The sequence below is a fragment of the Sporosarcina highlanderae genome (genome assembly GCF_030433715.1).
In the GTDB taxonomy this organism is placed as follows: domain Bacteria; phylum Bacillota; class Bacilli; order Bacillales_A; family Planococcaceae; genus Sporosarcina; species Sporosarcina highlanderae.
Window position 1 is genome coordinate 153783 of record NZ_JAROCC010000006.1, and the last position, 19069, is coordinate 172851.

At 41.3% G+C, this 19069-nt stretch carries 19 protein-coding genes; 6 read left to right on the top strand and 13 right to left on the bottom strand.

What is annotated here, in order from left to right; genetic code table 11:
• Positions 1 to 28: 28 nt before the first annotated feature.
• Together helD and P5G49_RS09585 are read right to left on the bottom strand one after the other, a co-directional pair.
• Entirely contained in the window at positions 29 to 2365 is a 2337-nt protein-coding gene (gene helD, locus P5G49_RS09580; protein WP_301243409.1) for an RNA polymerase recycling motor HelD, read from the bottom strand.
• A 224-nt stretch (positions 2366 to 2589) separates the two neighbouring features.
• A complete protein-coding gene (locus tag P5G49_RS09585; RefSeq protein ID WP_301243411.1) occupies positions 2590 to 2913 on the bottom strand; it encodes a hypothetical protein in 324 nt (107 codons plus the stop codon).
• 327 nt (positions 2914 to 3240) lie between these two features.
• Here P5G49_RS09585 and P5G49_RS09590 point away from each other — a divergent pair, with 327 nt between their 5' ends.
• Together P5G49_RS09590 and P5G49_RS09595 are read left to right on the top strand one after the other, a co-directional pair.
• On the top strand, positions 3241 to 3681 hold the full coding sequence (locus tag P5G49_RS09590; protein WP_301243413.1) for an OsmC family protein: 441 nt from the start codon (positions 3241 to 3243) through the stop codon (positions 3679 to 3681).
• A gap of 65 nt (positions 3682 to 3746) precedes the next feature.
• Complete coding sequence (locus P5G49_RS09595) at positions 3747 to 4109, top strand: DUF2500 domain-containing protein (protein ID WP_301243415.1); 363 nt, start codon at positions 3747 to 3749, stop codon at positions 4107 to 4109.
• Between the two features lie 43 nt (positions 4110 to 4152).
• On the opposite strand, the gene hprK is transcribed toward P5G49_RS09595, so the two are convergent.
• The 3 genes from hprK to P5G49_RS09610 all read right to left on the bottom strand — a co-directional run bounded on the left by hprK (position 4153) and on the right by P5G49_RS09610 (position 6895).
• Positions 4153 to 5070 (bottom strand): HPr(Ser) kinase/phosphatase, encoded by a 918-nt coding sequence (hprK, locus tag P5G49_RS09600; protein WP_301243417.1) that lies wholly within the window; start codon positions 5068 to 5070, stop codon positions 4153 to 4155.
• A 138-nt stretch (positions 5071 to 5208) separates the two neighbouring features.
• Entirely contained in the window at positions 5209 to 5964 is a 756-nt protein-coding gene (locus P5G49_RS09605; protein WP_301243419.1) for an SDR family NAD(P)-dependent oxidoreductase, read from the bottom strand.
• Complete coding sequence (locus tag P5G49_RS09610) at positions 5951 to 6895, bottom strand: MBL fold metallo-hydrolase (protein ID WP_301243421.1); 945 nt, start codon at positions 6893 to 6895, stop codon at positions 5951 to 5953. The genes P5G49_RS09605 and P5G49_RS09610 overlap by 14 nt, the downstream gene beginning before the upstream one ends.
• Before the next feature lie 163 nt (positions 6896 to 7058).
• Between P5G49_RS09610 and P5G49_RS09615 the strand changes: the two genes are divergently transcribed.
• The 3 genes from P5G49_RS09615 to namA all read left to right on the top strand — a co-directional run bounded on the left by P5G49_RS09615 (position 7059) and on the right by namA (position 10462).
• Positions 7059 to 8201 (top strand): SPFH domain-containing protein, encoded by a 1143-nt coding sequence (locus tag P5G49_RS09615; RefSeq protein ID WP_301243423.1) that lies wholly within the window; start codon positions 7059 to 7061, stop codon positions 8199 to 8201.
• 14 nt (positions 8202 to 8215) lie between these two features.
• A complete protein-coding gene (locus tag P5G49_RS09620) occupies positions 8216 to 9340 on the top strand; it encodes a hypothetical protein (RefSeq protein ID WP_301243425.1) in 1125 nt (374 codons plus the stop codon).
• A gap of 102 nt (positions 9341 to 9442) precedes the next feature.
• On the top strand, positions 9443 to 10462 hold the full coding sequence (gene namA, locus P5G49_RS09625) for an NADPH dehydrogenase NamA (RefSeq protein ID WP_301243427.1): 1020 nt from the start codon (positions 9443 to 9445) through the stop codon (positions 10460 to 10462).
• 52 nt (positions 10463 to 10514) lie between these two features.
• Here the strand turns inward: namA and rnz are convergent, their stop codons facing one another.
• The 6 genes from rnz to mce are packed head-to-tail and all read right to left on the bottom strand — an operon-like array spanning position 10515 to position 16296.
• Positions 10515 to 11453, bottom strand: coding sequence for a ribonuclease Z (rnz, locus tag P5G49_RS09630; protein ID WP_301243429.1), 939 nt, complete (start codon positions 11451 to 11453; stop codon positions 10515 to 10517).
• Between the two features lie 16 nt (positions 11454 to 11469).
• Positions 11470 to 12651, bottom strand: a complete 1182-nt coding sequence (locus P5G49_RS09635; protein WP_301243431.1) for a DNA polymerase IV — start codon at positions 12649 to 12651, stop codon at positions 11470 to 11472.
• Positions 12652 to 12708: 57 nt separating this feature from the next.
• Positions 12709 to 13185, bottom strand: coding sequence for a chemotaxis protein CheW (locus tag P5G49_RS09640; RefSeq protein WP_301243433.1), 477 nt, complete (start codon positions 13183 to 13185; stop codon positions 12709 to 12711).
• Between the two features lie 2 nt (positions 13186 to 13187).
• Entirely contained in the window at positions 13188 to 14315 is a 1128-nt protein-coding gene (locus tag P5G49_RS09645) for a M20/M25/M40 family metallo-hydrolase (RefSeq protein WP_301243531.1), read from the bottom strand.
• A gap of 27 nt (positions 14316 to 14342) precedes the next feature.
• Positions 14343 to 15890 (bottom strand): acyl-CoA carboxylase subunit beta, encoded by a 1548-nt coding sequence (locus tag P5G49_RS09650; RefSeq protein ID WP_301243435.1) that lies wholly within the window; start codon positions 15888 to 15890, stop codon positions 14343 to 14345.
• On the bottom strand, positions 15877 to 16296 hold the full coding sequence (gene mce, locus P5G49_RS09655; RefSeq protein WP_301243437.1) for a methylmalonyl-CoA epimerase: 420 nt from the start codon (positions 16294 to 16296) through the stop codon (positions 15877 to 15879). Before mce ends, P5G49_RS09650 begins: the two co-directional genes overlap by 14 nt.
• 115 nt (positions 16297 to 16411) lie before the next feature.
• On the opposite strand from mce, the gene prli42 reads away from it, so the two are divergent.
• Positions 16412 to 16507 carry a stressosome-associated protein Prli42 gene (gene prli42 / locus P5G49_RS09660; protein WP_301243439.1) on the top strand — a complete coding sequence of 32 codons (96 nt, stop codon included), beginning with the start codon at positions 16412 to 16414 and terminating at the stop codon, positions 16505 to 16507.
• 999 nt (positions 16508 to 17506) lie between these two features.
• Here prli42 and P5G49_RS09665 read toward each other — a convergent pair.
• Both P5G49_RS09665 and P5G49_RS09670 read right to left on the bottom strand, forming a co-directional pair.
• The gene (locus P5G49_RS09665; RefSeq protein WP_301243441.1) at positions 17507 to 17989 is read right to left on the bottom strand and encodes a hypothetical protein; all 483 of its coding nucleotides are present in this window, start codon (positions 17987 to 17989) and stop codon (positions 17507 to 17509) included.
• Between the two features lie 518 nt (positions 17990 to 18507).
• Positions 18508 to 18942 carry a BrxA/BrxB family bacilliredoxin gene (locus P5G49_RS09670; RefSeq protein WP_435877204.1) on the bottom strand — a complete coding sequence of 145 codons (435 nt, stop codon included), beginning with the start codon at positions 18940 to 18942 and terminating at the stop codon, positions 18508 to 18510.
• Positions 18943 to 19069 lie beyond the last annotated feature (127 nt).

Sequence of the window (19069 nt, forward strand, 5' to 3'; positions counted from 1 at the left end):
AATTCATTCCTACCACCTTTTTCTCAGATTAATCTTGAATATAACAATCCCCCGGAACGTCTCTCAGCAACAGGGTCGGCTCACCGACACAATACAATTGCAAAAAATGCATAGCCCTTGTACAAGCCGTATAAAAAATTCTGCGCAGGCTCTCATCGCCGTAAACCTCCTCCGAGGCATCGTAAATAATGACAGCATCGAATTCTATGCCCTTAGCTAAATAAGAAGGAATAACAACGACTCCTTGTTTATATTCCATCGATCCACTTTTCACATGCTTACTATCCGCAATCCCAGCCAACGCTTCATAAGCACGCGTACTTTCCTCCACCGACTTACAAATGATTGCAATCGTATTGTAGCCAAGATTTTGTAACTCACCAATTTTAAAAGTGATATGGCTATGCAATTCATCGAAATTCACCAGTTTTGTTAGTATAGGATGCTCCCCATCACGTTCGAATGGAATAATTTCTTTACTATTCGGCACAAGATAACGTGTGAATTCGATAATCGGTTTTGTTGAACGATAGCTTCGAGCCAAGTTGACTACATCCGTATTATCCGGTCCATATAATCCCGTTAGTGCTTGGAAATCAACCCGCCCACTTGCATGAGCAAAAATCGCTTGATTGAAATCGCCTAATACGGTCATCTTCGCTGCAGGAAATAGTCGACGCAAGTATTCGAATTGGAACGGAGAATAGTCCTGCGCCTCATCGACAACGATATGTTTAATCGTCCTGTTTGTCTGAAAGCCTTGAATCAGCTCATTTAATAGTAAAAACGGGGTGGCATCTTCATAAAGCAACTTCCCTTTATCTATCGAATCAAGCGTTATTTGACAAATTGACGGCCAATCTGTCGGCCAATCTTTTTCAAGCCATTCCTTAATATAATTTGGGCTTATAAATAACTGCTTATAGATTTCTTTCATATCTATGAAATTATATTCCTGAATTTGTTTCCGCAACGATTTAAATCTTTGCTGAACAATCAATCGGGAAAGATCTTCAATTTCCATTTCATAGTCAGCGGTAGCTGCCCCCTTAAACCCTTTCTTCATTGCCAAGTGCTTATGCGCCTTATGATAGGCCTCGTCACTAAGCAATTCGATTTCCTCTTCAACCCACGGCTTATTTCGTTCATTCTTTTGAACTTCACTTATTTTCTTCATTAGCCAATCCTTTAACTTTTCAAGGCGATTATGGAATCGTAGTGTAGTATCGCTGTTATAAAATCTTTCTTCGATTTCCCGTCTTGAAATGAGAGGTTTCCCCTTAAAGAGCAAATCCTTAAATACCATTCCGGCTGTCTCTAACCCTCTTCTATACGATTCAATCGCTTCAAAAAAAGGAGTAGAAGCTTTGAAACGAATTCCGGCAACTCTCGACTGATAGAAAGACGTGTTCTCACCAGTCAAAACGTATTCCAATTGCTCATACGGGTTCTCCACTTTGAATTCATTGCTTAGACGAAAGTTCAGATACTCTTGAAATGTGACTTGCTGCATGTTTTCTTCACCAAGCTCCGGAAGGACATTGGACACATAATTATTGAATAATGAATTCGGTGAAAACAATATAATCTGGTCGGCACTCATACTGTCCCGATATTTGTACAGTAAATATGCGATTCGTTGCAGTGCTGCAGATGTTTTACCACTTCCAGCTGCACCGTGAACAATGAGAAGTTTACCGGAATCGTGACGGATAATCCGATTTTGCTCCTGCTGAATAGTCGCCACAATATTATGCATATGCTTGTCGGTGCCTTTGCCTAATACAATTTGTAAAATCTCATCCCCGATTGTGAGACTTGTATCGAACATGGATTGGAGCACCCCACCACCGATTAAATACTGCCATTTTTTCTCCAACGTGCCACGGATCACGCCGCCCGGAGTACTATATGATGCCTCGCCAGGTTGATGATCATAGTAAACACTTGAAATAGGAGCTCTCCAGTCATAAATCAGAAAATCTTCCCCACTGTCGTCTGTTAAAGTGGCTATTCCGATATAAATTTCTTCCTCACTAAGAACCCCTTCTTCAATGAAATCAATCCGGCCAAAATAAGGTGATTCCTTCATTCGCTTTAGCGTGGATAATCTCTTAGATGAAAGCCGATGTGTACTTTGACTGACTGCAAGGGCTTGCGCTTCTTGTCTTAAACCGATAATCGTTTCAAGATAATCATCAAACGAATCCGTGTTGACTTTAACTTCATCCCAAAAATGTTTTCGGATCTTCACAACTTCATCCCGTTGCCGCGCCGTATCTTCTCCCAATTTGTGAATTCGTTCTTGAATGACTCCCATTACATGATCCACCCGCTGTTGCTCCTGCTGAAAAGTTGATTTCATAGAAAACACTCCTTTTTTATGAGTAAAAGAGTTGACTTATGAACGGATTATGTTGTACAATTAAAATAGGGATAATATATTAATATTAATTGAACAATGTCCATCTTTATAAATTTACCATACTCATTCATTTCGTTCAATAGGCGAAGTGGATTTTTTCACATTTATTCGAAAAGATGAAAAGGCAGTAGGAATGTTGTAATTCATTCCCACTGCCTTTTTTTCTATTTGGAATTATTGCTCTGGTTTAGTAAAGTAAATACTTCACTGCTTCCATTCCATTCTATTTTCATTTCTAACTTATCATTTTTATTTGTTGAACGGCTGTTGGAAATTGGAAAGTCCCTAAAAAATGCACCTTCTTTGTTTAAAGTTAAATCATCCCCACCAAAACTAATTACACCGTTATTTTTCGATTGAACATAGAAACCAAATGTTTTGATATCCTGTAGATTATCTCCTATGTATTCAAAATGAACTCGATAGGTTTCTTGCCCATCATTCTGATTAACAGTTACTTTTGAGAACCAATTTTTATCCTCGCCCACAAAATGTAAATCCTTATCCATATTATTTGACTGACACGCAAACAATAACAGGATTGGCAAAAAGATAAATGGTACAATTAACTTTTTGATTGAGTTCCCCTCCTTAATTGCACTCTTATTTGATCAATGTATTTTCCAATTCTATCAACTTGTTTACTTCATCAGGAATTATATAATCTCCATATTCGATTTTCATCGCGCCAACTCCCACTCTCCTAAAATAGCTATTTCTCTTAACTTTACTATTTTGCGATTAAACCGACAACTACAAAATAGAAGAATTATGAATTATACTATAACTAATTCATTTAAAGGGTGGTTGGAATTATGGCAGAACATTTATTTCACTTAAAAGCAGACTGGCCAGGATTACGTAATGATGTAGGGACGATAGAAACGTTGAATTTGAAGACAGAGGTTTCGATACCTGTTGAAATGGATGGGCCCGGAGTTGGGACAAATCCAGATGAGATGTTGCTTGGTGCGGCCGCAACCTGTTATATCATCACACTTGCAGCCATACTTGAAAGAAGCGACATTGAAAAGACAAGTTTGACAATGGAATCTGTCGGGGTTGTTGACTACACAAACGGCGTAGTAACCTATAAAAAAATTATACATAAGCCAGAGCTCGTTTTGGCTGAAGATACGACAGAAGATAAGAAACGAATAGCGGAGAGACTGATTATGAAAGCGGAAGATTCATGTATGATAAGCAGGGCGTTAAAAGGAAATGTCGAAGTTATGGTTGAAGCGATTATTCAATAGCCACTATTTGAAACTATGTTCCCTATCATACGTAAAGTAGAGTAGATTGGTATGGAGGTGCCGCGATGGGATTTAACGCATTCGATAATTTCATGTTTTCCTTTGGACCTATTTTCATCACTGCAATTTCCGCATTAGTTTTCGGATTTTTCATTTTCATGATCATTAAAGGAATCGGACAGTGGTCCAAGAACAATAATTCACCTCGGCTGACAATACCCGCGCATGTTGTGACGAAGCGGGCACACACTTCAGGTGGAAGCGGCGATTCGTCTGCCTCCACATGGTACTATGCAACATTCCAAGTTGAAAGCGGAGATCGGATGGAATTGGCTGTTGGAGCCAAGGAGTACGGAATGCTTGCAGAAGGTGACATTGGAATGCTGACATTCCAAGGGACCCGATATTTAAGATTTGAAAGAAAATAAATAAAATTAGCCTGCTAATCCCCAATAGGGTTGCAGGCTAATTTTATTCTTCAAATTCGGGTTCAAGCCGCTTCATGAATTCCTCCACAGCGCTATACCCTTGCTGTTTCAAATACCAATTATTCGCCGCTGCTTCAATCAACCCCGCCACATCTCTTCCTGGTTGCAATTGAATTTGAATATGTGGAACTGGGACATCCATATACGTCTTGAATTTTTCGTCCAGTTCAAGTTCATTATTCAGCGTATTTTCCTGCCACTCCGTCAACTCAATATCGAGGGCAATCCGGCTCTCTTCTTGAAATGCCGCCCGGCCGTAAAGCCGTACTACGTTAAGAAGCCCGATGCTTCGTAAGGCAAGGAATTCTTTATTCTTCTCATCATGTGTACCTAAAAGTGTCTGTGGACTCAGTTTTTTTAGAACGACGATATCATCCGCAATCAGCCGATGTCCCCGCCCAATTAATGTATGTGCCGTTTCACTTTTTCCGACTCCCGATTTTCCACGCAATAAAATTCCGATTCCAGCTACATTCACACATACCCCATGAACTGCAATCTCAGGAGCCATTTCTTTCGTAACATATGCATCTAACTTGGCACTCATCTCTGTCATCGAGTCGGGTGTCCGTAGAACGGGTATGTGCTTTTCTGTACAGTATCGCTGAAGCCCAAGCGGCTCTTCCTGATTGGAGGTAATAATAATACAAGGAGGGTCATACTCGACTATATTGGCAATTCGCAACTTGCATTCCTCGTCCGATAAGGTGTGCAAATAATTGATTTCATTTTTCCCAAGGATTTGTACATGTTCCTTAGCGATGAAGTCGAACTTATCCATGAACTCTAACCCTGGCCTTCTCACTTTTGTCTTTTTCAATACTCTATCTAATCGGTTATGCCCGATGAGCACTTCCAGTTTGAACCGCTTCACGATGTCTTCAATCGTAACCGTTTTCATTCCCACACTTCCCTGCTAGTGTAATTTGATATTAGTATAACATGGAAAGGAATATTTTAGCTTATCCCGCATGGTTTTTTATATGTTTCCACGCTCGCTTGCATGATCTCAATGAAAATAGCTGTCCACAATGGACAGCTATTTCTTCGTGAAATATTTCCGACCCAACTTTTCTACCAATTTAGGTGCGATTAAATAAAGTTTACTTGTCAGACCCATAATTTTAGGGAGATTAACCTCCCGAACCGGATTATCAATCGTTTTCAACACTGCATCAGCAACCGTATCTACTTGCAATAAATGTTTTCCTAAGGATGCCCGGTACTTCCCTGTCCGATCCGCTCCATCAATGAATGGCGTGTCGATTGGACCTGGATGAATGACGCTGACGTCAATGCCGAATTCAGCAACTTCCATACGCAATGCGTTCGTATAGCCGATTAAGGCATGCTTCGTCGCCGCGTAGACTGACGCTTTAGGCGTCGCTACTTTCCCAGCCTGTGATCCGATGTAAATAAGGTGACCTTTTTGACGGTCCATCATATGCGGCAAGATGCGCTTGGTCAGTTCAATCGGAGCAATAACATTCGTTTCCATCATAGAGCGAATCGACTCATTAGGCATTAAGTGAGCTGACTCGAAAAGACCGACGCCCGCGGAAAATATGACAATATCCGGCTCCCCGGTATTATCCAAAACCCTCTCTATTTCATCCATGTTTGTTACATCTGCCGGAAAAGCTTCTGCCCCCTCATTATGTAGTTCCCATAACTTATCCGGCGCTCTTCCAGTTCCAATGACCGTATAGTTATCCGTATCCGCCAACAAGCGCATTGCCACTGCAAAACCGACGCCACTCGTCGCACCGGTTATCAATACTTTACGCTTGGTCATAATACAAGACGCCACCTTCTCCGACATTCTCCCGTACGAGCCCTTTTGATAATAAATAATCAACTTGCCCAATCGTTTCGGACAAAGTGAGTCCTAATTCCTTTTCGTAAACCGCAGGGAATAGTTGCTGAGTGAGCTCATAAATTGTCTTGCTTCCTTCCTTCAGCATGCCATGTACTTTCATTGCGCGGTCCTGTTGTTTCTGTAATCTTGTTTTGATTAACGCATGGACATCACGCACTTCATTCCCATGACCTCCGTATACGATTTCTAACGGTAGGTCCAATAGTCTTGTTAATGATGCATTGTATTGCAATAAAGACTTCGGACGATCTGCTTTTGGATCTGCAGGGGGTTCAATCAATGGATTGGACGACACTTTTTCAAGAACAAGATCTCCTCCAATCATTTCACCCGTCTTCTCATTGAATAGAGCAATATGACTTTGAGCATGTCCAAGTGTTTCCAAGACAATCCAATTAGGATGCCCTGTCCACTCGTCGCCTTCCCCGATTGTCCTGTCCAACGTTCGATTTCCCATCAAGCTGATTGGACGTTTCATCTTTTCAATCCAATGGAATTCAGACTTAGGGACCCCTTCCTCCTTCAAACGTTCCAAGTAAAATCTATCGTGATAACTCATAAATTCGGAATCTCTTTTCAACCAAAGATCATTGTATGGATGACCGATCACTTCCGCTCTATCAAAAGCGTCCATCCAACCTGCATGATCTGGATGATGGTGAGTTAAGATAACTTGCTCGATATCATTGAATGTATAACCTATCTCTTTTAAACCTTGTTTTAGCGCTTCGTATGCTTCTGGTGTTTTCGGACCTGCGTCAACAAGTGACAATGCATCCCCTTTTACGACAAACGCATTAACGTCACCAACCGCGAAAGGTGTAGGAATAGCAATTTTATGTATCATATAATAAACTCCTTCAAAATTGAAACAGATTTACTGAATAAGTATTCATTTCATTGTACCTCTTTTGCAAACCTACGTCACCCTTGAAAAACTCCTTGAAACTTTCAAGCTCCTTGTACGTAGTATGATATAATGACCATAACTTTTTTCAAGGGGGATCGATATGGGATTTTTTAATTTTTTCAAGAGCCAATTTATCGAAGTCATTGAATGGACAGATCAGAGCTCTACTACTATGGTATATCGTTTTCCAGTGCAAAATAATGAAATCAAAATGGGTGCAAGCCTGATTGTCAGGGAGTCACAAGTGGCGATTTTTGTGAATGAAGGCGAAATCGCTGATGTATTCACCCCTGGCCACCATGTTTTATATACCCAAAACATGCCGATTTTAACGAAGCTGAAATCTTGGAAAACAGGATTCAATTCCCCTTTCAAGGCGGAAGTCTATTTTGTAAATACAAAGCAGTTTATTGACCAAAAATGGGGAACTTCAAACCCTATTATGATGCGTGATCCCGATTTCGGTATGATCCGTTTGCGCGGCTACGGGATTTATTCCTATAAAGTGTCGGATCCAGTTGTGTTTTTGAAGGAGTTATTCGGAACAAATGCATCTTATGATACAAGCAATATTGAAAGTCATTTAAAAAAGATGGTCTTATCAGGATTGACAGATCTTTTTGCCGAATCACAAATTCCGGCGCTTGACCTTGCGATGCATTATGACGAGCTTAGTACAGAAGGTAAAGAAAAGATGCAGGAACGATTCGCCAAATTCGGCTTTGAAATCACTTCCCTATATATTGAGAATCTGTCGTTGCCAAAAGAAGTCGAGCAAGCAATGGACAAGCGGACGACAATTGGCGTACTTGGAAACATGAATACGTACACGCAATACCAAGCGGCTGAAGCACTCCGCGATGCTGCCCGCAATGAAGGTGGGGGGATGGCAGCGACAGGTGCAGGCATCGGCGCGGGAGCCGCAATCGGAAATGTGATGGCTTCTGCTTTAATACAAAATCAGCAACAAGCTGCCCCTTCGGCTGAACCTACAAAAATGGCTTGTCCTCATTGCCAGTCACAAATTAGGGCTACTGCAAAATTCTGTCCGGATTGCGGCAAATCAGTCCAACAGGAGACCGTGCCATGCATTAATTGTAAAGCGGAAATTAAAGAAGGCTCGAAGTTTTGCGGAGAATGCGGAACAAAACAAGTAACCGAGAAAAATTGCGGAGCTTGTGGAGCAGTTAATGGTCCAACAGCCAAGTTTTGTGGTGATTGTGGAGAGGGACTTGAAGTGTGAAGAGGTGAAGTTAGATGACTAAATTGGATAATACAGATGACTTCATGGATGAAAACAAAATTGAGGTTACTGAAGTGAACCAGTGCGCCTCTTGTGGGGGTAATGCGGTATATGATCCTACTACAAAGGGATTGAAATGCCCGTTTTGCGGAACAGAAATTGAAATTGAGGCAACTAGGGAAAATACGACCGAGCATGACTATTTGGATGCACTTGATAAAGCCGATCATAGCTGGGGAGACGAAAAAAGGGTTTTCAAATGTGACGGCTGCGGAGCGGAAACTTTATTGGATAAAGACAAAATTGCCGATTTTTGTGCATTCTGCGGTTCTTCACATATTACGGTTACTGAAAATGATGCCGGCATCAAACCAGCGTTAGTCATCCCTTTTCAGATTTCAAAAGATGAAGCTGTTAAAAAATTCAAGAAATGGATTGCAAAACGATATTTTGCCCCTTCAAAATTGAAACATAATTATGAGCTTCAAAAGATCAACGGTGCTTATATTCCGTATTGGACTTTCGATTCGGACACAACATCCGCCTATACCGTGAAGATCGGTACCTATTATTATGTCATGGAGACCCGGACAGTTCATCGTGACGGGAAGACCGAACAGATTACTGAACAAGTCCGGAAGATTAGATGGCGTACAAAACGCGGAACATACAAGAAATTTTACGATGATATCCTTGTTAAGGCTTCAAAAAATGTAGCTTCCGGTTTGATTGATAGAGTTGAGCCTTTCCAGCTTTCAAGTCTGCTTGATTATCGCACGGAATATCTTTCCGGATTCCTTGCTGAGCGTTACTCGATTTCACTGAAAAATGGATGGTATTCGGCAAGGGATATTATTGACTCCCGCATTCGAAACGGCATTCTCAGGAAGGAAACCGGTGATGAAGTTCGGATTGTTAACGTTAATACAATGTATGACGGCATTACTTTTAAGCATATTTTACTGCCACTTTGGATTTCTTCATTTAATTATAATAATAAGGTTTACCGCTTTTTAGTAAATGGTCAAACAGGTAAAGTAAGCGGCCATGCACCTGTCAGTGTATGGAAAATATCTATTATAGTGATGGCGTTAGCTCTTGTAGTAGGCGTCGTCTATTTCTTCCAAGATTATATGTGAGCCTTTACATTTGAAGATGCACCGCGATATTGAAGCAAACAAAACACTTTTTGTCAGGCAGTTTGATATACTTTGGTTATTGTAACCGAAGGGGGTAAGAAAATGGCAAAATTATTTTCACCATATTCAATACGCGGTGTAGAGTTTAAAAATCGGATTGTTATGGCACCGATGTGCATGTACTCTTCTCACAATCTGGACGGAAAAGTGGAAGATTGGCATAAAACCCATTATGCAACTCGTGCTGTCGGACAAGTCGGATTGATAATCGTCGAAGCGACAGCGGTTTTACCGGAAGGTCGTATTTCAGCCCAAGATCTCGGGATTTGGAGCGATGAGCACCTTGTAGGACTTTCTGAAATTGTACGTCTTATGAAACAGCATGGTGCAAAGACAGGCATTCAACTTGCTCATGCCGGTCGGAAAGCGACTGTAGACGGTGACATTTATGCGCCAAGTGCTATTCGATTCAATGAACAGTATAAGACACCTGTTGAGATGACAGTGGAAGATATTAAGACAGTGGTCAATGCATTCAAGGATGGTGCAATCCGAGCTAAGCAGGCGGGTTTTGATGTAATTGAATTGCATGGTGCACATGGCTATCTTATCAATGAATTCCTATCTCCATTATCAAATAAGCGAGAAGATGCTTATGGTGGATCATCCGAGAATCGATATCGAATTTTACGAGAAATTATCGATGCCGTTCGTTCAGTATGGGATGGCCCACTATTTGTCCGGATTTCTGCAGAGGATTATGTGGACGGTGGCATGACTCCTCACCTTTACGTTGAGATGGTGAAGTGGATGAAGACACAGGGTGTTGATTTGATAGATGTGAGTTCAGGAGCTGTTGTTCCTGCGAAAATAGATGCTTATCCGGGTTATCAAGTACCTTACGCCGAGTTAATTAAAAAAGATGCAGGAATTGCAACAGGCGCAGTCGGATTAATAACATCTGGCCTTCAAGCAGAAGAAATTTTGAAGAATGACCGAGCCGATTTAGTTTTACTCGCGCGCGTTTTGTTGAGGAATCCCTATTGGGCATATTCAGCAGCCAAGGAATTGGGCGTCGAAATTGAGCCGCCAGTTCAATACGCAAGAGGATGGAATTTTTAAGGGATTTATATTAATAAAAAGCTGTCGCAGTCATTATTGACAGTGCGACAGCTTATTTTTTCACTAATTGTTCATCTTTCCATTCAAATTGGCTAAAATCCTCGGCGATGTGGAGATTCGGGAAGATAGCGGTGCCTTGCTCCTTTAATGTTGCGATATCACTTGGCATAAAACGCGCACTAATATGATTTGCAATTAAAGCTTTCACATTCGCTTCTTTGGCAACTCGTGCAGCATCCGCAATTGTAGAATGACCGTAATCCTTTGCCAAATCACCTGTATCACTATCAAAAGTAGCTTCATGGACTAAGATATCAGCATCAGTTGCCAACTCAAGCGCTGCGGCACAATATCGCGTATCCCCAAGTATTGTGATTGTAAACCCTTTTTGCGGAAGGCCAGTAACGTCCTTGCTATAAACGTATTGTCCATTTTCTAACTGAACGTCTTCCCCGTCTTTCAACTTTTTCAGTAGTGGTCCTTTCGGTACTCCAGCTTCATTCGCTTTTTCAATCAGCAATTTTCCAGGCAGTGGCTTTTGCTCAATTTTAAAACCAAAGCACTCAATAACATGTTCAAGTTCTTTTGTTGTAATTTTAAAATGATCATTCTCGAATAGAACACTTTCTTCAATCTCTTTTATCGTCAACGGATATGTTAAATGGGTTTTCGTAATTCTAAGCGAAGTGATGATCCATTCTTTTATTCCGACTGGACCGTAAATGGTCAGCTCCTCATCCCCACCCAAAAATGAACGTGAACCAAGGAAGCCAGGCAAACCAAAAATATGATCTCCGTGTAAATGGGTAATGAAAATCTTATTGATTTTCCTTGGTTTGATGGATGTTCTAAGCAATTGATGTTGGGTTGCTTCGCCGCAATCAAACATCCAATATCCCCCCTGCTCAGCTGAAAGGTTTAGGACTAATGAGGAAGTGTTGCGTAATTTTGAGGGCATGCCTGCACCTGTACCTAAAAATACGATTTCCATCTAATTCGTTCCTTTCTTACAGTCCTCGCTTAACCGAATTAGGACCGAATTTCTTCTCAAGTTTTGCAACAAGTTCATCCACTGTTGCTTCTTTCGCATGCATTTCATAATTATCAATAGATAGTTGTTCATACAACTCATTCATTGGAATGGTGTTGGAAACAGTAATTCCTAATAATCTTACAGGTTCGCCGTCCCAATGTCGTTTGAATAAGTCTGCCGCTTCTTTGAAAATGTCAGTTGGTTTATATAAAGGATTCAATACTGTACGGCTCCGGGTTTGGTTACGCCAATCAGAAGTACGGATTTGAATCATAACGACAGTACCTGCCAACCCATTTCGATCTAACCGTCTGGATACGTTCGATGCCAATTTCTTTAATATTTCAAGACAAGAATCCAATTCGGTTTCGTCTATTGGTAATGTTGTAGAGCTACCAACACTCTTTCGCTCTTCCGCCGCTTCAGGGTCAACAATTCGATGATCATTACCGTTTGCACGGTTACGGAGGCGTACTCCATTTTTACCTAAAGTGGTTTTAATAAGCGCTTCTTCAACTTTGGCAAGATCCCCGATTGTTTTAACACCGATTTCGTTCAACCGCTTTTCTGTACTCTGCCCAATGCCATGCATTTCAATAACAGGAAGTGGCCATAGAATTTCCGGTACCTGCCTTTTCCGTAAAATTGTGATACCCATCGGTTTTTTCATATCGGATGCAGTCTTGGCAAGAAACTTATTCGGGGCAATTCCTATTGAGCAAGGCAAATCCAATTCATTCAAAATCCGTTGTTGCATATGCGTTGCAATCTGTATAGCATCCGTCAAACCGCCTATATCTGTAATATCAATGAAAGCCTCGTCAATTGACACTGGTTCGACAAGATCGGTATAGGTCCTTAAAATTGAAAATACCGCATCGGAAGCGATTCGGTATTTCTCGTGATCGGGCGGGACTGTGACCAGTTCAGGGCAAATTCGTTTAGCTTCACCTACAGACATGGTTGTATAGATACCAAGTGCCCTTGCCTCATATGAGCAAGTGACAAGAATACCACGCCTTTCCTTCGGATTCCCAGCTACCGCCATTGGTATTCCTTTCAATTTCGGGTCATGTGCCTGTTCAACCGAAGCAAAAAAACTATTCATATCAAGATGTAGGATGACTCTAGGGTGTGACGACCTGATAGCTGTCATTTGCCTCACTCCATTTTTAATGAGTAAACCGGATGGATGCATCCATCCGGTTGTCTTTTACATTTCCTTTGCTTTTAGGGCGCGAATATAGTCGCCAATTACTTCCATTCCAGTAAGCCTCTCTGAAAGAATTTGCGGATCAACAACTGTGATCATACGTTCCTCCAAATTAGCGATTGTTGTAAAATAAGGTGTCTTTGAATGGGCTAATAATTCGGATGATGAAAATTGGTCTTTGGAAATATCAAGAATTTCCTTTGCATCAAGGACGAGTAAACCGATATCCAGACCTTCTGTTTTAACGACAACAACTTTTGCATTTTTATGTTCCTTGGCCGAATTGTCGTATAAAATCCATTGAAAATCCAAAATAGGAACTAGCTCTCCCCGTATTTTCATCAAACCAAGCATATATTCAGGGAGATGAGGAATCGGGTTCACATGCTGCAACTTTTCAACGGAAATGACAATATTTAGGGGCAAGGCGTATTCTTCTTGACCGCATTGAACGATAACCGCTTTCAAATTGCCCATGCTCAGGATCCTTTCGTGGCTGCAATACGAACAATTTCGATCAATAACTCGGTAAGCTTATTCAATTCTTCAACCGGCATGCGCTCATTCTTCGTATGGATCTCCTCATAGCCGACAGATAAAGTGACAGTTGGGACACCTGCGCCATTAAATACGTTTCCGTCACTGCCACCACCGCTTGTCATCAATTCCGGTGTCCTGCCAATATTGCGGATTGCCTCCATCGCCGTTTGAACAACTTCTGCCTCTTCCCCAAAACTAAAACCAGGATACGCTAACTTCACTTCAGTGTCAGCTTTCCCTCCCATCGCAGCCGCAGTTTTTTCAAATGTTTCGACCATATGCTTAGTCTGTTTATCCAGTTTTTCCGGATTAATAGAACGGGCTTCCGCTAAAATCCGAACTTCATCACATACAATATTGGTTGCCTGTCCACCTTCGAATCGACCGATGTTTGCGGTAGTTTCAAGGTCAATCCGTCCGAGCGTCATTGCAGCAACTGATTTTGCAGCAATATTAATGGCGGAAACACCCTTTTCAGGTGCCACTCCTGCATGTGCAGTCTTTCCATAGATAGTCGTCTGAAGCTTTGCCTGGTATGGTGCAGCTGTCACAATGCCGCCTACCTTCCCGTCGCTGTCAACTGCGTAGCCATATTTAGCTTTAATTAATGAAGGATTCATCGCCTTAGCACCAACAAGCCCACTTTCTTCACCCGCTGTAATAATAAATTGAATATCACCATGAGGCTGGCCGCTTTCCTTCAAAACCCTTACCATTTCAAATAAAGCTGCAAGGCCCGCTTTATCATCCGCCCCTAAAATCGTCGTTCCATCGGAGTAAATGTAGCCATCTTCCCGCAACTCAGGTTTAATGCCTTTTCCAGGCACTACTGTATCCATATGACAAGTGAAATAAATCGGATCCGCTTTTTCTACTGTGCCCTTTAATGTAGCTATTAGATTTCCAGCTCCGTGACCTGTGACTTCTTTTGTATCATCTTCAAAAACTGAAAAGCCAAGTGCTTCCAGTTTCTCTTTTAACACAGTGACAATGACTTCTTCGTGTTTTGTTTCTGAATCGATTTGTACAAGTTCGAAAAACTCTTCCAATAATCTTTGAGCATTCATCATTTATCTCTCCTTCGAAATTCTCGATTATAACGGGATATTCCCATGTTTTTTCCAAGGCCTATTTTCCTGTTTATTTCGCATCATTTCAAGGGCTTGCAATAATTTAATACGAGTTTCCCTTGGATCGATGACATCATCAACCATACCGTGCGATGCCGCAACATATGGATTTGCAAATTTCATGCGATATTCTTCAATCTTTTCAGCCCTAGTTGCTTCCGGATTATCGCTGTTCATGATATCACGTGCAAAAATGATGTTCGCTGCCCCTTCCGCTCCCATTACCGCAATTTCTGCATTTGGCCATGCATAGACAACATCCGCGCCGATCGCTTTTGAATTCAAGGCTACATATGCCCCTCCAAATGCTTTACGTAAGATGACCGTAATCTTAGGAACGGTAGCTTCAGAATAGGCATAAAGAATTTTAGCGCCGTGACGAATGATTCCTCCATGCTCTTGTTTGACACCCGGGAAAAATCCGGTAACATCTTCAAAAGTGATTACCGGGATATTGAACGAATCACAAGTTCGTATGAACCTGGCAATTTTGTCGGAAGAATTGATATCAAGCCCGCCAGCCATCACTTTAGGCTGATTACAAACCAAACCAACCGATTCACCTTTCATCCTCGCAAATCCAACAACTGCATTTTTCGCAAATTCCGCCTGCACTTCAAGGAAAGATCCTTCATCGACAACTTGCTCAATAACTTTTCGAACATCATATGGACGGGTCGTTTCAAACGGCACAACGTCCGCCAAATCTTTACGATAATCGTCGCTTGGATCCGCTTTCAAAATTGGAGCCTTTTCGTTATTATTTTGCGGTAGATAGGAAAGTAGATGACGAACTTGTTCCAATACCGTCTTTTCATCCTTACCTCTGAAGTGCGCATTACCGCTAATTGAGTTATGTACTTTTGAACCACCTAAGTCTTCAGATGTTATTTTTTCACCTGTTACAGTCTCTATCACCTTGGGTCCTGTAATAAACATCTGGCTCGTTTCATCTGTCATGAGGACAAAATCAGTGATTGCTGGCGAATAAACAGCACCGCCCGCACATGGGCCCAAAATGACGGAAATTTGCGGGATAACGCCAGAGTAGATAGCATTTCGATAAAATATCTCTCCATAGCCATCCAATGAAACGACACCTTCTTGAATACGTGCTCCGCCTGAATCATTCAATCCGATGAAGGGAGCACCATTTTTTGCAGCAAGATCCATGACGTTAGCAATTTTCATCGCATGCATTTCACCAAGGGCTCCACCGAATACAGTGAAATCTTGAGAAAACAGGTAAACTGGACGTCCATCAATCTTTCCATAACCAGTGACAACTCCGTCTCCAGGACCCGTCTGTCTGTCCATTCCGAAGTCGCGTGTTCGATGAACGACAAATGGATTCAATTCAACAAATGATCCTTCATCTAATAAAAGATTGATACGTTCACGAGCTGTCAGCTTCCCTTTTTCATGCTGTTTTGCAATTCGCTCGTCACCCCCACCTAACTCGATTTCTCTTTTCTTATCGTATAATTCATTGATTTTATCATAAATGTCCATTTTCCTTGTCCCCTTTGTCACATAGTTCATAAAGCACACCGAACGAAGATTTTGGATGCATGAAAGCCACCTCTGCCCCCCCAGCGCCTAAATTAGGCTCATCCTGAAGCAGGTTGACACCCTTTTCCTTCAATTCAAGCATTCGACTTCGAATGTCGGTTACCCCGAAAGCGATATGATGGATTCCTTCTCCACGTTTTTCGATGAACTTCGCAATCGCACCATCTTCACCGATTGGCTCTAGCAATTCAAGCTTCACGTTTCCGGCATCTAAGAATGCCACTTTCACTTTCTGGTTTTCAACTTCTTCAATTCCAAGCAAGGTAAGTCCCAACGTATCTATGTAATATGGAAGTGCTTTCGTTAAATCTTTTACGGCTATCCCGATATGATCTACTTTTTTCATCTCGAATCCCCTCCCTATTTCATTGTAACGTTTTGTGAATAATTCCGCTACACCTTGAGAATTTCTGTAGTTCTGTTAAAATGTATGTATATCGAATGGTAAGGAGAATTGCCTTATGAGCAATAAAAAAGTTCAAAAGTTTGTTGTATATATGATGGTTGCGGCGATGGTCGCTTCTAGTATTTTATTCGGATTAAGCGTATTTCTATAAGAAAAAAATGCCCAGGTTATTATGCCTGTGCATTTTTTTGTCTATCCTTTAATTCGAAAGCGCGCCCTTAAATGGAATAGCTATAATAACCGTTGATTTGCGTTCCAGCCGGACGCTTTCCTGGGGGCGTGCGGTGAGCCAAGCGAACAGCGCAGGGTTCGCTTTGCCGTATTTCTGCGCCCTTTGCAGAAATTAAGGCATCCGTTTTGGCATTCTTGCTCACTTAGGGTGGCAATAAACATTGCTCGTAACGCTACGCTTTTACTCGCAAAAGCCGTTCTTCGTTACGGCTTTCGCTAATCCCCAAGGAGTCGCCGGCTTCCACTCCAATCAACTAAGGGTCTATTTCTATACGTCAATCGTGTCCGATCATTGTTTTATTAAATTGTAAATACTATTATACGATTGTAGGCCCTCATTTTCCTTAACCGTTTACAAATAACCACTGGGTGAATTTAGGTCGCCTTCCATAGTGTAATTCAAACTCTCTTCCGGTTTCGTATGTTGGTTAATGGTTTCCTGATGGATGTTCCTATTTCTTTTGCTTTTCCAATCAACTAACAGACCAAAAGTTATAAGCACTAAAATAGGCATTAGGAATATCCACATTATATATTTCACCTCCTTCTTACATTATATTTATGATTATTAGAACATTCTTAGTGAATGGTAAATTTCATTTTCGCTAAATCTGAGTAGATTGAGTATGTTGTTATCGCGCCCGTTGATTGAAAAATTACATAAACAACTGATCTAACATCCCCATTTGAGTATAAGTATATTCCTCACAGTATTCCATTAATATCCAAAACTCCGTAACCACAAAATGGTTAATTACGCAATTCGCTTCAGTAAGGATTCAATTATCCTTATAAATCATCTTCTCTTACCATCATTCCGTCGAGATTGTAGCACTACTTTGTACGATAATCTGGCCTTGATTGCAGAACGGACGCAGATTGCTTTATCGTAAACGCGCCCATATTGTTGAAGAAAGATTTATTTACTTTCATCTTCAACCTTTTCAGTTAATTGATCTTTATCGTACTTCCCCTCAATGCCAGGTATACTAACTTGATACATTTTGTCGTTTTCAGGAATCAATGAATTACCGTCAGTTAAGTAATAATAATCTCCTTTTTTATTTAAAAACAAAAGATATGATTTACCTGGTTCAACGACACTATCGATGGTGTGGTCAAGTATTATTGATTCTGGAGCAGAGCCATATAAAAGATCGGTTACTTTTAGAGTTGATAAAGTCGCTGACGGGCCCTTACCCTGTTTTTTTTCGGTTTTATCTCTCTCTACAAAAGCGACTACATCACTTTTCTCGATAAGTGTTTCAATGTCATAAACTGGCCAGTCCGCCTGTGCCTGGCTATTGCTTGTATTTTTAGGGATTGAGTTACTTGAATTGTTACACCCAATCAATAAAACGCTAACCGATAAAGCGATTAAAAACACATAAATTTTTTTCATCGTAATAACCTCCTTTACACTGTTAGACGGTTAAAATTACTGCAAGTTACAGACAGAATTATTACGTAAAATGACCCGTTTGTTGAATGTACTTTATGTAATATACGTTCCGTTGCTTGGAGTGCAGGCGCCGACTCCGGGAGGATCAGCGTGAGCCTTGAGACCCCGCAGGGCGCACGCCTTTCGCGACCGAGGAGGCTCAAGCCACGCCCTCCGGAAAGCGTGCGCCGGAATGGAAAGCAACAGTTTGTATATATTTACTTAATTAAAGTATTTAGGAAATGAACCGTGATTTTTAGAGGTTTTGATATTATTCTGAGAGAAGATTTTAGTGGATTGGAGTGGAAGGCAGCGACTCTAAGGGGACAGTGCGAGCTGAAAGCGTCTGCCCGGAACGGAAATCCACGGCTTCCAAGATAAAAAAGCGAAAATGGAAATCGACAAGTCGTTTCCATTCTCGCGATAATCTGCCTTAGAGGACTTTATAAGTGCCCTCACCAGCATCGACTGTTTTTTTATTAGACCTCTTCGCAGTATTCTTCGAAGTAACCTTGTAGGTTTGTAACAACCGACATAGGATCATGACCTTCGATTTCATAACGGCCCACTTCCGCTACAAGTTTGCCATCTTTTAATAATGCAAATGATGGTGATGAAGGAAGGTGGTCTTCGCCGAAAATCATACGTGCATATGCGGTTGCTTCTTTATCTTGTCCTGCAAAAACAGTGACTAAGTGGTCAGGGCGTTTATCGTAATGAACGGCGTGGGCTGCTGCTGGACGTGCGATACCTCCAGCACAACCGCATACGGAGTTTACCATTACTAAGGTTGTTCCAGGGCGTTTAAATGCCGCGTCTACTTCTTCAGGTGTTGTTAGTTGTTCATATCCGCTTGTTTCCATTTCTGTGCGTGCAGTTTTTGTTATTTCATCCATATAAAAATTGAAGTCCATAGTCAATTTGAGTCGTCCCCTTTCTGTGTATGGTTTTATCATAGCAGTAGTAACATTTAGTTGCAAAAAAGATATATTGTAAATGAATAATTTCAGAAAAACGGATTTCCGCTTCGGGCGGACGCTT

Bases quoted from the DNA above. Each gene is read 5' to 3' on its own strand.
- P5G49_RS09620 (WP_301243425.1), top strand. From the start codon at position 8,216: ATGACTAAATTGGATAATACAGATGACTTCATGGATGAAAACAAAATT.
- prli42 (WP_301243439.1), top strand. From the start codon at position 16,412: ATGAGCAATAAAAAAGTTCAAAAGTTTGTTGTATATATGATGGTTGCG.
- namA (WP_301243427.1), top strand. From the start codon at position 9,443: ATGGCAAAATTATTTTCACCATATTCAATACGCGGTGTAGAGTTTAAA.
- P5G49_RS09645 (WP_301243531.1), bottom strand. From the start codon at position 14,315: ATGAATGCTCAAAGATTATTGGAAGAGTTTTTCGAACTTGTACAAATC.
- P5G49_RS09640 (WP_301243433.1), bottom strand. From the start codon at position 13,185: ATGGGCAATTTGAAAGCGGTTATCGTTCAATGCGGTCAAGAAGAATAC.
- P5G49_RS09670 (WP_435877204.1), bottom strand. From the start codon at position 18,942: ATGGACTTCAATTTTTATATGGATGAAATAACAAAAACTGCACGCACA.
- P5G49_RS09610 (WP_301243421.1), bottom strand. From the start codon at position 6,895: ATGATACATAAAATTGCTATTCCTACACCTTTCGCGGTTGGTGACGTT.
- P5G49_RS09615 (WP_301243423.1), top strand. From the start codon at position 7,059: ATGGGATTTTTTAATTTTTTCAAGAGCCAATTTATCGAAGTCATTGAA.
- P5G49_RS09595 (WP_301243415.1), top strand. From the start codon at position 3,747: ATGGGATTTAACGCATTCGATAATTTCATGTTTTCCTTTGGACCTATT.
- helD (WP_301243409.1), bottom strand. From the start codon at position 2,365: ATGAAATCAACTTTTCAGCAGGAGCAACAGCGGGTGGATCATGTAATG.
- P5G49_RS09590 (WP_301243413.1), top strand. From the start codon at position 3,241: ATGGCAGAACATTTATTTCACTTAAAAGCAGACTGGCCAGGATTACGT.
- P5G49_RS09665 (WP_301243441.1), bottom strand. From the start codon at position 17,989: ATGAAAAAAATTTATGTGTTTTTAATCGCTTTATCGGTTAGCGTTTTA.
- mce (WP_301243437.1), bottom strand. From the start codon at position 16,296: ATGAAAAAAGTAGATCATATCGGGATAGCCGTAAAAGATTTAACGAAA.
- P5G49_RS09650 (WP_301243435.1), bottom strand. From the start codon at position 15,890: ATGGACATTTATGATAAAATCAATGAATTATACGATAAGAAAAGAGAA.
- P5G49_RS09635 (WP_301243431.1), bottom strand. From the start codon at position 12,651: ATGACAGCTATCAGGTCGTCACACCCTAGAGTCATCCTACATCTTGAT.
- hprK (WP_301243417.1), bottom strand. From the start codon at position 5,070: ATGAAAACGGTTACGATTGAAGACATCGTGAAGCGGTTCAAACTGGAA.
- P5G49_RS09605 (WP_301243419.1), bottom strand. From the start codon at position 5,964: ATGACCAAGCGTAAAGTATTGATAACCGGTGCGACGAGTGGCGTCGGT.
- rnz (WP_301243429.1), bottom strand. From the start codon at position 11,453: ATGGAAATCGTATTTTTAGGTACAGGTGCAGGCATGCCCTCAAAATTA.